At 32.3% G+C, this 15,268-nt stretch carries 7 protein-coding genes and 1 tRNA gene; 2 read left to right on the top strand and 6 right to left on the bottom strand.

From position 1 onward, the window contains the following. Window positions 1-48 precede the first annotated feature (48 nt). Both RN605_RS06830 and RN605_RS06825 read right to left on the bottom strand, forming a co-directional pair. Entirely contained in the window at window positions 49-9,492 is a 9,444-nt protein-coding gene (locus tag RN605_RS06830) for a LamG-like jellyroll fold domain-containing protein (protein ID WP_313323516.1), read from the bottom strand. 285 nt (window positions 9,493-9,777) lie between these two features. Next, window positions 9,778-9,851, bottom strand: a tRNA-Met gene (locus RN605_RS06825). Window positions 9,852-9,983: 132 nt separating this feature from the next. On the opposite strand from RN605_RS06825, the gene RN605_RS06820 reads away from it, so the two are divergent. Further along, on the top strand, window positions 9,984-10,376 hold the full coding sequence (locus RN605_RS06820) for an START-like domain-containing protein (protein ID WP_313323514.1): 393 nt from the start codon (window positions 9,984-9,986) through the stop codon (window positions 10,374-10,376). A gap of 57 nt (window positions 10,377-10,433) precedes the next feature. Beyond that, the gene (locus RN605_RS06815) at window positions 10,434-11,273 is read left to right on the top strand and encodes an aminotransferase class IV (RefSeq protein WP_313323513.1); all 840 of its coding nucleotides are present in this window, start codon (window positions 10,434-10,436) and stop codon (window positions 11,271-11,273) included. Here RN605_RS06815 and RN605_RS06810 read toward each other — a convergent pair. From RN605_RS06810 to RN605_RS06795, 4 genes are all read right to left on the bottom strand, one after another. Next, window positions 11,266-11,826: a YqgE/AlgH family protein gene (locus tag RN605_RS06810; protein WP_313323511.1), complete on the bottom strand. Its 561-nt coding sequence runs from the start codon at window positions 11,824-11,826 to the stop codon at window positions 11,266-11,268. The two genes, RN605_RS06815 and RN605_RS06810, sit on opposite strands and share 8 nt — an antisense overlap. 121 nt (window positions 11,827-11,947) lie before the next feature. Beyond that, the gene (locus RN605_RS06805) at window positions 11,948-12,220 is read right to left on the bottom strand and encodes an HU family DNA-binding protein (protein WP_313323509.1); all 273 of its coding nucleotides are present in this window, start codon (window positions 12,218-12,220) and stop codon (window positions 11,948-11,950) included. Window positions 12,221-12,386: 166 nt separating this feature from the next. Then, window positions 12,387-13,334, bottom strand: coding sequence for a methionyl-tRNA formyltransferase (gene fmt / locus RN605_RS06800; RefSeq protein WP_313323507.1), 948 nt, complete (start codon window positions 13,332-13,334; stop codon window positions 12,387-12,389). Continuing rightward, on the bottom strand, window positions 13,335-15,233 hold the full coding sequence (locus tag RN605_RS06795; protein WP_313323506.1) for an ATP-dependent DNA helicase RecQ: 1,899 nt from the start codon (window positions 15,231-15,233) through the stop codon (window positions 13,335-13,337). It abuts the gene before it with no gap. Between the last annotated feature and the right edge of the window lie 35 nt (window positions 15,234-15,268).

Here is a 15,268-nt window from a genome sequence, read left to right as displayed (position 1 = left end):
ATGGCAGGGATTTTTTAGATTTGGGGCGTCAAAAAAAATTATAAAATACTATTTGATTAGGATTTTCTTGCTAATGTTACCGTTATCGGTAATTACTTTCACGATATAAGTACCAGTGCTCATACCTTTTGTAGAGAATTCAATGTTGTTTTGGTCTTGGTTTTCTACATTCCAAGTTTTTACTTGTTGACCAATCATATTGAATACTAAAACGCTTTTTACAGTTGATTCTAATGAGTTGTTTTTAACGTTAATTGTATTGTTAACAATTGAGTTTGAAACAACAATTTCGCTTGTTTGTTCGTTATCATTAGTTCCTAAAGATGAGCTTCCGTCAGTAAATCTTAAAGAGAAACGATTTTCATATGTTCCAGCAGGAAGATTAATTTGGAAATTTTGATCTTTAATACTGTTGTAAGTGTTAGTCACGTTATCAAAAATGTAAACTTCTTGATTGTTATCTATGTTTATTTTTTGGTCTACCATGAAAGTCACATTTCCAGCTACAGCATTTTTAACTCCTAATGGATAAATGTTGTCAACATTAAAGTAACCTTCACCGCTAATGTTTAATTTATTGGTTCCATTAAGGAAGTACATATCATTTGATAAAGTTTCAATACTTAAAGCATCATATCCATTATCATATCCGCTAGTTGCGTTATCATTCATAAAACCTAATAATATTTGTCTGTGATAGTTGTCAGCAGAGTTATATCCTAATCTGATTTTCATGAATTGCTCTTCTGTGAAATTATCTTCAGAATTATTATTAGCAACATCAGCGTTAGCAAAATTTGTATTATTTGTTCTAAACAAATTAAACGAGTTCGCGTTATCTTCTTTAACAAACAAACGTTGAGAGTTATTGAAAGTAATTGTACCACCAGCTGCAGAACCAGTTACAAAGAAACCTTGTCCAACTGGGATAAATCTTTTAGCAACTTTTGAGCTAGAACCTAATCCGCTTACACCAGCTGGAGCAACTGGAGCAGTTCCGCCTGTTTTGGTATAAGTTGCATATCCTCCTTGATATTCAACTGTATTGTGAGAACTATTTGTACTATAGTGTTCCCAGAAATATAATGTTCCAACAATACTTGAAGCGTTATCATCAATGAATTTATTAGCATCGATTGCAGAAGCATATGGATTACCAGATAGATTCAAGTTATTTGCAGCCACAGGAGAATTTATTGTGCCATTGTTTGGCTTACCAACAAAAGTATAATTTTGGTTAGATGTAGCAGCACTACTTCCTTTTAAAGTATATCCTTGTCCTGCTAATAAACTTCCATTTTGACCTACTGCAGACCAATTTGCATAGTTATTACTGATGTTTTGAAATTTAAAAATCCAGTAACTACTTAATGTGATTGGTGATGTCGCAGAACTATTAATACCAGTTGTCCACAATAAATTTTGAATATTATTTGGGTTTGTACCGTCTTTCATAACACCTGCTACTGTATAACCATGATTGATAGTAGAGTTATTGATTGAACTTACAGGTGAAGACCAATAATTGTAATTAAATTTATTAGATTGACCTTGTTGATCTCTTTCAACAGAACCAGCACTAGTTACATCTAAATCACTATCAGTAGTTTGAACTAATTGAGATTTTCCAACTAAATCAATTTTTCCATCAAGTTTTAAATAATGTGAAACTTCAATTTTAGAGTCATTTGTGGCGCTAATGGTGTTAGAGTTGACTAATAATCCTAATACTACTTTGTTTCCAGATGAATCTAAGTTATGATTTGTTTTTACAATATTCCAATCAATCGGAGTTGTGTTATTAACAATTGATAAACTGTAAGGCATTTGTTGGATACTTCCATTTAACCAACTAGTTGTATCATACCATAATCCGTTAGCAGCGCTTTCATAAGGCTGAGGAGAAGATTGTATAGTGATTGTAGTTTTAGTTGGTAAAAATACATTTCCTCTATTTTTGCTTAGCGAATCATCGTTTATATGAGTTCCTATAAATGAATTCATAGAATAATATGCTTGAAGATTGCTCCAATTTAAAGTACTAACATCATTTTTAGTTATACTATTTGGTATGATTGTTCCTTTAGTAACGCTTCCATCTTGAAGTATTTCTTGATTCATAATAAATCTTACTTCAGTTATTGATAATGCTTTGTTCCAAAGTCTGAATTCATCAATATCACCTTTAAAGTAATTTCTTGTATCAGATTTAGTTCTGTATTCTGCACCAATCGACATATAGTTTGTGTTAGAAGCCGGAGCAGTTGATGCTACAGTTGAATCTAAAACACCATCAATATATAATTTTATTGAACCACTAGAGTAAATGATAGCTACGTTATGCCATTCATTATTTGGTAAAACAGTATTTGAAGTTAATGTTGTTCCACCACTCCAAGAAACGTTTACTTTATTGTTTGATGACAAAAATACTCTATAACCAGTGGTTCCGTTGAATTTTGAAACAATAGTTCTATCATTTGAAAGTGAATTAGCTCCAGTTGGTCTAACCCAAGTCATCATTGTAAAAGGACTGCTTAAATTGTTTACAGCTTCCATTTTCATGATATTTGATGTTCCATCAAATGTTGCATGTCTTGTATATTTACTTTCATGAGCAATTCCAAATGTGAAATATTTGGTTCCATCAAAGTCATAATCAGTTTCTTGTTTAGTACTATTAGTTTTCAAAAATGTCATTTCAAGTCCTGTAGTGAATGAAGCATCGCTAGCAACAACCATTACATAGGCGTCATTTCCAGAAAGAGCAGGTAAATTTGCAAGAGCTGAAGTTAATACTGAAACTTTTGTAGTAGCAACGTCTCCACCAGTTTCAACAATTTTCCATTTTCTGTTTAAAACCTCAGTTGAAGTTGTAACACCTGAAGTACCACCAAATGTGAATATTACTGGAGTTCCTGAATTGTTCATGTTTGCACCATTATCACCCCAAACAAGATATTTTTTATCAGTATCAAATACATTTGTATTTGCTGTATTAGTTGTAGCTACAGTTCCTAATCCAATAGTTACAATTGAATTTGCATTAACACTTTTTGATTGTTTTTGATTAAGCTTTGAAGCATCATCTCTTCCAATTCCGGCAATATCATTGTTAAAACCAGCATTTGTTGATGCATTCCAAATTATAGTTCCATCAGAAGCAAGATAATTCTGTGAAGTACCATTTACTCCTAAAGTTATTCCGTATTTAATTCCTAAATAACTTTCAATTTTAGTTCTTTCAGTTGCATCATTTTTTCTAGAACTGAATGTGATAACTTCAGCAACTCTACCATCTAAACTTCCATCCCAAGCTTCACTTCTTCCTATCCAATATTGACTATCATAAATATTTCTGTGTTTAGAAGCGTTAACTTCAGTAGTTGCAATATTGTTAGAGTTATAATATAACTGCATCCCTGTATTACCGGAATTATTTCTAATGTTAATAATTCCAGGACTATTGTATTGAGTAGTTGTACTAACTTGAGCAGTACCATATGATGTAGTTGTTCCTGAGGTATATGACAATACTTCGTTTGTAAATCTAGTATCAACATTACCATATGAAATTCCAGATTTTGCGTTTTGAGCACATGGTGAACTTTTTCCTCCAAAAACATCCATACTGTTTAATGCAGATGTTACTGTAACATCTGGAATAACCACAACAAAAGTATCTTCTGAATAGTATCCATTAGTTCCTTTTAAATATTGTCTTGAGCTACTTAAATCTGTATAAACTTGAGATGGACTGTTATAAGGGTTTGTAAAATCAACAACGGCATTAAAATTAATATTATAATTTGCATTGTTACGATATACTGGAGCACCAACTGCTGTAGGTTTTATTGCATTTGCACCTTTCGCTTGTGTATACCAAGTTGTTACAGGAGTATTATCGGCAACTGTTGTTGTTCCGTTTAATAAATCTGAACGTAACCATAGTTGTAAATCAGATGTTACTCCACCTGGACCATTTGTAAGAGTAGAAGGTAAAGCATTTACTGGCCATTTAATGATAACTTTTCCATCAGCACCGCGTCCGCCAGTTCCTTGGTTAACACCATTGTTACCATTTCTACGTCCGCCGCCGCCGCCGCCGCCTGGAGCAATTCCTGGAGAACCATCACCATTAGGATTTGTGTATCCATTTCCGCCATTTCCACCACTACATACCGCTATTGCACCTAAACTTGTAACAGCATCAACACCCATATTTTCACCAGCTTCTGCACCAGCACCACCACCACCACCATAAGATCCACTTAAGCCGTTTGCTCCATTTCCACCTCTAGATGTAATATCACCAATAGAACTTGATTCACTACCGCCAATTGCACCTGTTGTAACATTATTAAGTGCAGTTTTCCCCCCTTTTGCTAAAAATGTAGATTGATTAATAAACCATGAATCACCACCGTCCGAAACAGTTGTTGCTCCTAATCCAACATTTACGGTATAAGTATTGCCAGGTATAACTGGTATTGACTTTGCTGAATAAGCGCCACCTCCGCCACCTCCGCCAACGTTACCTATGTTTAATCCATCACCACCTTTTCCACCACCGCCCCAAGCTTCAACAGTAACTTGATAAACACCTGCAGGAACAGTAAATGTGCCAGAAGAAGTAAACGTTTGAGAAGTAATTGCTAAAACTTTAGTAGCTATAGTTGTTGTACATGGTGATGTTCCTGTAGCAGTTAAAGTTAATGTAATACCTCCTTGAGTTAAACTAGTAGTAATATCTGCAGCACTAGGTGTATAAGTACATGCAGTCAATGAATTTGCATTAGTGAAAGTTCCTGTGCCACTTGAAGTCCAAACAATTGAAGTATAATTAGAAGCGCTAGAATTTGCTGTAATATTTACTGTACCACAAGTTGAACAAGTAGCAATATCTGAACCTGCATCAACCATTGGAGCAGATACTAATGTTATTGTTTTAGATGAAGTAATATTTGGACAACTTGAATTTGAAGCTGTAAGAGTAATTATTACACTTCCAGAAGCAATATCAGCTGCACTAGGCGTATAGGTACAAGTTGTCAATGAGTTTTGGTTTGCAAATGTTCCTGTACCATTAGAAGACCAAGTAACTATACTTTGATTTGTTGCACTTGCTCCAGATGTTACATTTATTGATGTATTTGAGGAACATTCTGTAAATGATGCACCAGCAAGGGCAGTCATAGTTTGGTTAATGATTAGATTTTTTGTAGAAGTTGCTGGAGCACAAGGAGCGTTTCCATTAGCAGTAAGTGTTAACGTTACAGTTCCAGCTGAAATATCAGCAGCACTAGGAGTATAGGTACATGTTGTTAATGAATTAGCATTTGAAAATGTGCCTGAACCGTTTGAAGTCCAGATAACTGAATTATAATTTGAAGCACTTGCACCAGTTGTTATATTTACTGCACCACTAGTAGAACAGGTGTTTATAGTTGATCCCGCAATGCTAGTAGGTTGAGAACTAATAGTTAAGGTTTTAGTAGAGGTAGCATCTGCACAACCTGCATTTGAAGCAGTAAGAGTAAAAGAAACACTTCCAACTAAAACATCAGTTGCACTAGGGGTATAAGTACATGCTGTTAAAGAATTTGGATTAGTAAATGTTCCAGAACCATTAGATGTCCAAATAACATTTGTTTGATTGGTAGCACTAGAACCAGTAGTAATATTTATAGAACCTGTTGAATAGCAATTTGAAAAATTTGAACCTGCTATTGCTGTAGGACCAAGATTTATAATTAGGTTTTTAGTTGAACTTACAGAAGTACATGGAGAATTATTGGCTGTAAGTGTTAAAGTCACTATACCCGCTGTAATGTCAGCTGCACTTGGAGTATAGGTACATGCTGTTAAAGAATTAGCATTTGAAAAAGAACCTGTTCCACTAGATGTCCACAAAATAGAAGTATAGTTAGCAGCACTTGAACCTGCTGTTATATTTACAGCACCATTTGTCGAACAAGTATTTATTTGTGTTCCAGCTAGACTTGTAGGAGGAGATTTAATAATAACTGTTTTAGTTGAAGTTGCTTGAGAACATCCTGGGTTTGAAACTGTAAGATAAAAAATTACATTTCCTGTTGATAAATCTGTTGCACTTGGATTGTATGAACAATTATTTAATGAATTAGCATTAATAAAAGTACCAGTTCCGTTTGAAGTCCATGTAACTGATGTATAATTTAATGCAGAAGCGTCAGTAGCAATATTGATATTTCCTGATGTGTAACAAGTTGTAAAATTTGCTCCTGCATACACAACAAGTGGTTGTGTAATGATTAAGTTTTTAGTTGCAGTCACATCTGAACAAGGCGCATTCCCAAAAGCTGTAAGAGTCAAAATAACAGTTCCAACTGAATTATCAGCAGAGCTTGGTGTATAGGTACAATTTGTTAAAGAGGTAGCATTTGTAAAGGTACCTGTTCCATTAGAAGTCCATAAAACAGACGTATAATTAGAAGCACTGGAACCAGCGGTTATGTTAACAGCACCAGAAGATGAACAAGTGTTTATTTGAGCTCCAGCATTAGCTGTAGGAGCTGAAATAATAGTAATAGTTTTATTAACATTTATGTCTGAACAACCTGAATTTGAAGCTGTAAGAGTGAAAGTCACATTGCCTGTTAAAATATCTGTTGCACTTGGAGTGTATGAACAATTATTTAATGAATTAGTATTAATAAAAGTACCTGTGCCATTAGAAGTCCATGTAACAGAAATATAGTTAGATGCAGTTGCATCTGAAGAAATATTAAAATCTCCAGAAGAGTAACAAATTGTGAAATCAGCACCAGCATCAGCTACAATTGGTTGACTAATAGTTAAGTTTTTAGTAGCAGTTATACTTGCACAAGGAGCGTTTCCATAAGTTGTAAGAGTTAAAACAACGCTTCCTGCTGTAATATCATCTGCACTTGGAGTATAAGTACAATCAGTTAAAGAATTAGAGTCAGAAAAAGTACCTGTACCATCAGATGACCATTCAACAGATGAATAGTTGGTTGCATTTGAACCCGCGGTTATATTAACAGCACCATTAGACGCACATGTGTTAATTTCAGTACCTGCATCAACAGTCGGAGATTGGATTATGGTTATAGTTTTAGTAGCATTTACGTCTGAACAACCTGAATTTGAAGCTGTAATTGTAAAAGTTACATTACCTGTTGATATATCAGTTGGACTTGGTGTATATTTACAATTAGTTAATGAATTTTCATTTGTGAATATACCTGTTCCATTTGAAGTCCATATAACTGAAGTATAGTTGGATGCAGTTGCATCAGTTGCAATATTTAAATCCCCAGAAGAGTAACAAGTTGTGTAATCAATACCTGCATCAACTACAACTGGTTGGCTAATAATTAAATTTTTAATAACTGTTGTACTAGCGCAAGGTGAGTTTCCATAAGCAGTTAGAGTTAAAATAACACTTCCTGCTGTAATATCATCAGCACTTGGAGTATAGGTACAATCAGTCAAAGAATTAGAATCAGTAAAACTACCAGTACCATTAGAAGACCATTCAACATAAGAATAGTTAGTTGCATTTGAACCAGCTGTTATGTTAACAGCTCCAGTAGAGGAACATGTGTTAATTTCAGATCCAGCATCAGCTGTTGGAGATGAAATCATAATGACTGTTTTTGTAGAAGTTATGTCTGAACAACCTAAATTTGAAGCTGTAAGAGTAAAAGTTACGTAACCTGTTGAAATATCTGTTACACTTGGTAAATAAGTACAAGTAGTTAATGAATTTTCATTTGTTAGAGTACCTGTCCCATCTGAAGTCCATGTTACTGAAGTGAAGTTAGATGCAGTTGCATCTGTTGCAATGTCAAAATCTCCTGATGTATAACAGGTGTAAAAATTAGCACCAGCATCGGCAACAATAGGTTGACTGATAATTAAATTTTTAGAAGCAGAAGAACTTAAACATGGAGCGTTTCCATAAGCTGTTAGAGTTAAAGTAACACTTCCTGCTGTAATATCATCAGCACTAGGAGTATAAAAACAATCAGATAATGAATTTGAGTTAGTAAAAGTTCCAGTTCCACTTGATGTCCATTCTAAAGATGTATAGTTTGAGGCACTCGAGTTATCAGTTACGTTAATTGATCCGTTCGAAGAACATGTGCTCATTTCTATTCCTGCATTTGCTACAGGTGCATTAACTAAAGTTAAGTTTTTGTTGGATGTTGCATCCGCACAACCTGTGCTTGTAGAAGTCAGAGTTATAGTTATATTCCCAGCAATTATATCATCTGAACTTGGGGTATAGAAACAATTTGTTAATGAATTTGGATTTGTAAAAGTTCCAGTTCCATTTGAAGTCCATGTAACAGAAATATAATTTGAAGCACTTGAACCAGATGTAATTGGAATTAATAAATCTGACGAACAAGCTACTATATTATTTCCTGCATTTGCAGTAGAAGGTAGATTAGCAGTAACACTTGTAGTATTAAATGAATTTATACTGTTACTACAATTTGATGATGAAAGATTAGTAATAGTTATGTTAGTTACACCAATGTTTAAAATAGGAGTAGAAAAAGTACCTGACCCAGGGTTTCCTGCTACGAAATTCATTGTTGAAGTGTTTCCTGTTGAATTTGTAGCTCCACTTAAATTAAAAGTTACCGTGTAAGTTCCTGTTCCTAAATTTGATGAATTTAAATTTACTAATGCAGATGAACCTACACATATAGGACTATTTGATGTCGTTGCATTTGTTAAAGAATATGTTGGACAAGTATAAGTGATAATCATATATCCATTAGCACCATTTCCTCCAGAAGAATTTTTGGTACCACCACCACCACCACCACCATAATTTGTCAATGATGATAAACCAACACCTGTCGGCGAAGTAGTTCCATTACCTCCAGCACCAGCGTTTCCACCTCCAGCACTTCCACCAGTTGGTACAGATCCAATTCCACCATTACCTGAAGTACCAGCAGCTCCACCGCCACCACCACTTCCTTGGCCGTTAAGTCCAGCACCACCAGCACCACCATTAAAAGTAGATCCTGTTCCTCCTGTTCCTCCAGCACCACCATTTGAATAGCCAAATCCACCAATTCCACCGTTTGCAGTAATTGTTGTTGAGCCAAAAGTAGCAGTTGTATTACCACCATTACCACCATTTGGAGACACACTAGATGTAGAACCTAATCCTAATGTACCTATTGTTATAGTGTAGGTTGTTCCGGCTGAAACAGAGATTGAAGTATTTTTTGAAAATCCGCCGCCGCCGCCGCCGCCGCCGCCATCTTTATTTGATGTGCCGCCATATCCGCCGCCGCCGCCAGCTCCATAAGCTTCAACTTGAATTGTACTAACTCCTGCAGGAGGAGTAAAAGTACCTGAAGTTGTGTATATTCTTTGTGTTTGTGTGTATCCAATATTAATTACAAATAATGTAATCAACATTATATACCAATTTTCCAATCTAATTTGCATTTTTTCCATAACTCAAATTTTAAGATATGTTATTTTATTTTGTTTTGACATTTCAAATTTATACAAAACATTAAAAAAATCGACAAAAAGCATTAAAAAATCGATGAAATGCACTTTTAATTAAAATATTTATGATAAATATTACAATAATTAAATATTTTTTTTGAAAGAAATATAGATTAAATGCAAATTTAATCGACAAAATACATCGTTAATGTATTATAATAAGATAAATAGTAAGTAAAAAATGGATATAAAAAAACTCCACCTTAAATTTAAGATGGAGTTTTAATGTAGCGAGAGGGAGATTTGAACTCCCGACCTCAGGGTTATGAATCCTGCGCTCTAACCAACTGAGCTACCTCGCCATTAGTTAGCGGGTGCAAATATAAAATTATTATTAATGGTTGCAAACATTAATTGTGTATTTTTTTTATTTTTAAAAAACGTTTTTTTTTTGATAGATAATTCTATATATTTCCCAAAATTTAAATCAAAGTATGGAAACTAAAATTAGATATGAGTTAGAATTTCCAATAAATTCATCACCTCAATTATTATATCAATATATTTCAAATCCTTCAGGTCTACAAGAATGGTTTGCTGATAAAGTGAATTCGAGAGGAGAATTTTTCACTTTTATATGGGATGATGTTGAAGAATTTGCAAGATTGGCTTCTAAAAAAAGTGGCGAAAAAGTAAAATTTAAATGGGTTGATGAGGATAAAAAAGATACAGACTTTTATTTTGAATTGAGAATATTAGAGGATGAAATTACTAAAGATGTTTCTTTATTGGTTGTTGATTTCGCTCCTGAAGATGAAATTGAGGAAGCAAAATTATTGTGGGAAAATCAAGTTTCCGATTTAAAACACGTGATAGGCTCAAACTAAATTATAAGAATAACTTATATTTGCACCGTTTTGTATTAATTGCAAAGCGGTTTTTTTATGGTAAATTTTAACGGTACATTAGTTGATTCAGATTTTCAAATTTCAAATTCCAATCGTTCTTTTTTATTTGGTGATGGTGTTTTTGAGACGATGAAAGTTGTAAACGGGAAAATACTTTTTTTTGAAGATCATTATTTTAGATTAATGGCTTCAATGAGAATTGTTAGGATGGAAATTCCTATGAGTTTTACATTAGAGTATTTAGAAAATCAGATTATGATTTTAGTGAATGAATTAAATTTGAATAATTCTGCTCGTGTTAGATTCACAGTTTATAGGAATGAAGGAGGTTTTTACAGTCCGCAAACTAACTCAATTTCTTTTGTTATTCAGGCAACTGATTTAGAAAGCAAAGCCTATTTTATTAAAGATAAAAAATTTGAAGTTGATTTATATAAAGATAATCACATTCCAAAACAACTATTATCAACTCTTAAAACTACAAGTAAAATAACTCAAGTTGTTGCTAGCGTTTTTGCTAAGGAAAATGAATTTGATTCTTGTATAATGTTAAACGACGAAAAGAATGTTATTGAAACAATTTCTGGAAATATTTTTATGCTCACTAATTACAGATTAATTACTCCACCAATTTCAGATGGTTGTCTAAATGGAATTATGAGAAAACAAATTATTCAGTTATTGAAATTATTTCCTGAAATTGAATTCAAAGAAGAAAGCATTTCGCCTTTCGATTTGCAAAAGGCAGACGAATTATTTATTACAAATGTGATTGCAGGAATTCAACCTATTTCAAAATATAGAAAAAAAGACTTTGGAAGTGTTTTTTCAGAAAGGCTATTGGAAAAATTAAACCAATCAATATCTATTAATTAAGTATAGGATTTTCTGGAGCATTAGACCATATTAAATAATCACCACCAAGTTCAATAATCTTTTCTTTCCAAAAATCACTAACAGATTTTTTTAAAATTTTGTTTCCGTGATTGTTTTTAATGACAATCCATGAGCTAGCAAGCATTTCATTTTCTAATTGATTGCTTTCCCATCCTGAGTATCCAAGAAAGAAACGGATATTGTGTTTTTTGATTTCGTTGTTGTTGATTAAATTTTTTGTAGTTTCAAAATCACCACCCCAAAATATTCCATTAGAAATTTCAATACTATTGGGTATAAGTTCAGGAACATTATGAATAAAGTACAAATTGTCTTGTTCAACTGGACCACCATTATAAACGGTGAAATTTGAATTTACTTCAGGAATCAAATCATGTATAGAATAATCCAATGGTTTGTTAATGATAAAACCCACAGAGCCATCATTATTATGGTCTGCTAACAATATAACAGAACGATTAAAAGATAAGTCACCAATTATTGAAGGTTCTGATATAAGTAGAGTGCCTTTTTTTAATTTTTCTGAAATCATTTTCCATCAAATTTTGATTAAAATTAGGAAAAAGTATTTGTAAAAGCTAATCAATACCTAAAAAAAACAAAAAAACCACATCAATTGATGTGGTTTTAAAATATTTTTAGTGAAACTAATATTAGTTTACTGCACCATCTAATTCAGCACCAGCTTTAAATTTAACTACATTTTTAGCTTTGATTTTGATAGTTTTTCCAGTTTGTGGATTTCTTCCATCTCTTGCAGCTCTTTTAGATACTGACCATGATCCGAAACCTACTAAAGAAACTCTTCCTCCTTTTTTCAAAGTTCCACTTACATTTCCTAAAAATGATTCTAAAGCCAATTTTGCAGCAGCTTTTGTGATACCAGCGTCAGCTGCAATTGCATCGATTAATTCTGATTTGTTCATAATAATAGTTATTAATTGTTGGTTAAACATTAAGTTATAATAAACAAAATTAATAGGAATTCCTTACCACGCAAGAGATTTGGGGTTTTTTTGACTTTTTTGTTGATAACTTAAAACATTTGTTGATAAACCTATGCTTTTTGTCGATGATTTTGCTTTGACTGCCTTATTTTGCTTGTGCTAGACCAGAAAATTGAATGCCATTTAGCAATTCTGAAGTGTTCATTTTCTTTTTCCCAGGAAATTGTAATGAGTTTATAAAAATAAATCCATTTTTAACGGCAACTTTTATTTCTTTTTTAGATGAAATAATTTTGCCGATTTCTAAATGATGTTTTTCTTCAATATAATTAGCATCATAAATTTTTACGTTCCATTCATTATTTCCATCAACAAAAAAACACCAAGCACATGGATATGGAGATAGTCCTCGAATTAAATTATGAATTTCAGTTCCTGTTTTAGTCCAATCAATTTTACAATTTTCTTTGTTGAGTTTATAAGCAGTTTTTATTCCGACAGTATCTTTTTGAATTGTAGTTTCAATATTTCCATTTTCTATTAATGAAAGTGTTTTTACAACAGCATCACTTCCTAATAACATTAATCTATCATGTAATTCTCCAGCATTTTCATTTGGAGTAATTTCAATTTCTTCTGATAGAATCATTGCGCCAGTATCAATTTTTTCATCAATAAAAAAAGTTGTTACCCCAGTTTTTGTTTCGCCATTAATAATCGCCCAATTTATAGGCGCAGCTCCACGGTAATTTGGCAACAAAGACGCGTGTAAATTAAATGTACCATATTTTGGCATTCTCCAAACTACTTCAGGAAGCATTCTGAAAGCAACAACAACTTGAAGATTTGCATTCAATTTTTTTAATTCTTCCAAAAAACTTTCATCTTTTAGATTTGTTGGTTGCAATAACTTCAAATTATTTTCAAGAGCAAATTCTTTTACGGCTGAGTATTTTATCTTTTGTCCTCGACCAGCAGGTTTGTCAGCAGCAGTAATTACACCAACAACTTCATAATTATTTTTGATGATTGTTTCTAAAATCCCAACAGCAAATTCGGGTGTTCCCATGAAAACTATTCGTAGTTTTTCCATCTATTTCTTTTTTAACGAATATAAATTATTCGGTTTAATCGTTATTATGTCTTCTTCCATTAAAGTTTGTAGTGCAAAAATAACATCATCTTCTTTTGATTTAGTATTCTTTTGAATTTCTCTTGAACTTAAATCATCTTTTTTTAAAAATTCAATGATTTTGGTAATCAAATTTGAATTATCTTTTTTATGGGTTTCTTTGTTTATGCAATAGGAACAAATACCACAATCTTGCTCAACAGTTTCACCAAAATAGGCGAGAAGTGTTTTGTTTTTACATTCTTTATTATTGGTTGCATATTCAATTACAGATTTAAGCTGTTGAATTTTTAAAGAATTAATTTGCTCTAATGATTTGGTAACACGATTAATCGTTCTTTCATCTTCTCTTACTTCATTGAAAGTAATTATTGAATCATTTTTTTTGGAAATTAATTCAATGATGTTTTTTTCTTTTAATTTTTCTAAAAGTCTTAGAACTTTTTCTTCTGATGAATTTGATTTTTTTGAAATCAGTTTAAGATTAAAATTAGTTTGCAGATCATAAATGCCAGGATAGGTTCTTAAAATTGTTAAAATGATTTCTTCATCATTTGAATTCAAACTAATGTATCGAATTAATTCTTTTGAAGATATTAGAAATTGAATTGTTATTTTTTCTGAAAATTCTTGATTGAAAGTAATGATTCCCTGATTGTCTAAAAATTGTAAAGCATTATAAGTTTTCAAAGAAGGTAAATCATATTGGATGCAAAATTGATGAAAATTAAAATTAAATTGTTCATTAATTCCTTCACCATAAGCTATTCTGAGAAAATTGCATAATTTGTTGAAAACCAAATTTAGAAAATCTTTATCCGGTAAAACATAAATGAATTGTGATTCAGCATGAATTAAATCAGATGGGTTTGCTAATAAAACTGCAAATGATTTATCTCCATTTCTGCCTGCACGTCCTGCTTCTTGATAATAATTTTCTAAATTACTTGGTAAATGTAAATGAATTATTGTTTTTACATTGGCTTTGTCAATTCCCATTCCAAAAGCATTTGTAGCAACCATAACTTGAACTTTTTCATTCATCCAAAGTTTCATATGGTTTTCTTTATCTTTTGGAGTTAATCCGCCGTGATAATAGGTAGAAGTAAAACCAAGATTATCTAATTGGTTTGAAATATCAATACATGATTTTCTATTGGTTACATATATAATAGAAGATTCTGGATTTTTTTTTAGGATTTGTTGAGCCAAATATATTTTATCTTCAACTTCAAAAACCATATAAGCCAAATTTTCTCTTGCAAATGATTTTGAAAATATTTGACAATCATTAAGTTCAAGTTTTTCAATAATATCATTTTGAACTCGCTGAGTAGCAGTAGCAGTCAAAGCCAAGAAAGGAATGCTTGGAAAATACTCTTTTAATTGGTTTATTTTTAAATATGCAGGTCTAAAATCATGTCCCCATTGTGAAACGCAATGTGCTTCGTCAATTGCAATTAGATTTAAAGGTAGATTTTTAATGCGTTCCAAAATCCAATCACTTTGCAAACGTTCAGGAGAAATATATAGAAATTTGTAATTTCCATACTGACAATTATCCAGTAATTCTATAATTTCGTTTTCATTTATTCCACCAGTCAAAGCAATTGCTTTTATTCCTTTGTTTTGAAGATTTTGAACTTGGTCTTTCATTAATGCTACCAAAGGAGAAATCACCAAGCATAATCCATCATTAATCATTGCTGGAATTTGAAAACAAATCGATTTTCCTCCGCCAGTTGGCATTAATGCAAAAGTATCTTTTCCTTCAATAACCGAATTGATAATGTCTTCTTGAAGTGGTCTAAAAGAATCGTGTTTCCAATAAAGTTTAAGGATTTCTAATGCTTTAGACATTTATAAAAGATAATTTCTTTGAGTTTATCAAAGCT

The organism is Flavobacterium sp. PMTSA4 (assembly GCF_032098525.1).
Lineage (GTDB): Bacteria > Bacteroidota > Bacteroidia > Flavobacteriales > Flavobacteriaceae > Flavobacterium > Flavobacterium capsici.
This window is presented reverse-complemented; position numbering and strand designations above follow the sequence as displayed.

Coding starts and splice junctions, on each gene's coding strand:
- RN605_RS06830 (WP_313323516.1), bottom strand. CDS start 9,492: ATGGAAAAAATGCAAATTAGATTGGAAAATTGGTATATAATGTTGATT.
- RN605_RS06820 (WP_313323514.1), top strand. CDS start 9,984: ATGGAAACTAAAATTAGATATGAGTTAGAATTTCCAATAAATTCATCA.
- RN605_RS06815 (WP_313323513.1), top strand. CDS start 10,434: ATGGTAAATTTTAACGGTACATTAGTTGATTCAGATTTTCAAATTTCA.
- RN605_RS06810 (WP_313323511.1), bottom strand. CDS start 11,826: ATGATTTCAGAAAAATTAAAAAAAGGCACTCTACTTATATCAGAACCT.
- RN605_RS06805 (WP_313323509.1), bottom strand. CDS start 12,220: ATGAACAAATCAGAATTAATCGATGCAATTGCAGCTGACGCTGGTATC.
- fmt (WP_313323507.1), bottom strand. CDS start 13,334: ATGGAAAAACTACGAATAGTTTTCATGGGAACACCCGAATTTGCTGTT.
- RN605_RS06795 (WP_313323506.1), bottom strand. CDS start 15,233: ATGTCTAAAGCATTAGAAATCCTTAAACTTTATTGGAAACACGATTCT.